The organism is Vibrio sp. 704 (assembly GCF_033339295.1).
Map to the genome: position 1 here is coordinate 1 of NZ_JAWOUH010000775.1, position 575 is coordinate 575.

1 protein-coding gene is annotated in these 575 nt (G+C 45.6%); it reads right to left on the bottom strand.

All coding sequences use genetic code 11. From position 1 onward, the window contains the following. Positions 1 to 345: PTS sugar transporter subunit IIA (locus R7R24_RS29050; protein ID WP_318120505.1), on the bottom strand; the 345-nt coding region annotated here is incomplete at its 3' end. Positions 346 to 575 lie beyond the last annotated feature (230 nt).

Sequence of the window (575 nt, forward strand, 5' to 3'; positions counted from 1 at the left end):
AATCGCATCAACGTGGCTATTACTGTCCGTTGCCGCTAGCGTGACCAGCATTTTTACTGGGTCATTTTCTTCAGAGTTAAAGTTGACGCCGTTTTGGATCACCGTGATCGCCAATGACAAGCGGTTAACGCCATCTTCAGGGCGAGCGTGTGGCATCGCCATGCCCGGACCTACCACGTAGTAAGGGCCAAGCTCTTCGTGCGAGCGGTAAATTGCCTCAACGTAACTTGGTTCTATCGCGCCATTTTCAATCAAAGCTTCACAAGATTTGCTGATCGCATCTTTCCAGTCGGTTGCGTCAGAATGGATGCGAATGACATCAGAGGTAATCAGTTCACGTAGCATTGGAATGTTTCCGATTTGTTGTTTTGTTGCTGCGTACTTTATCGATCAATTTGCCAGAAAAACCTGAGAGTGATCACAAATGGTAGCGCTATCTGATAGCGCTACCATTAATTGTGATAGCGCTATCATTTTTATCAGGCATCGAAGTTTCATGTGCTGGTGTTCGAGTTCTAATGCGCTAATATCAAAACCATTAAAGCGCTGTGATAAGATGTCGCAGCTGAAATTAG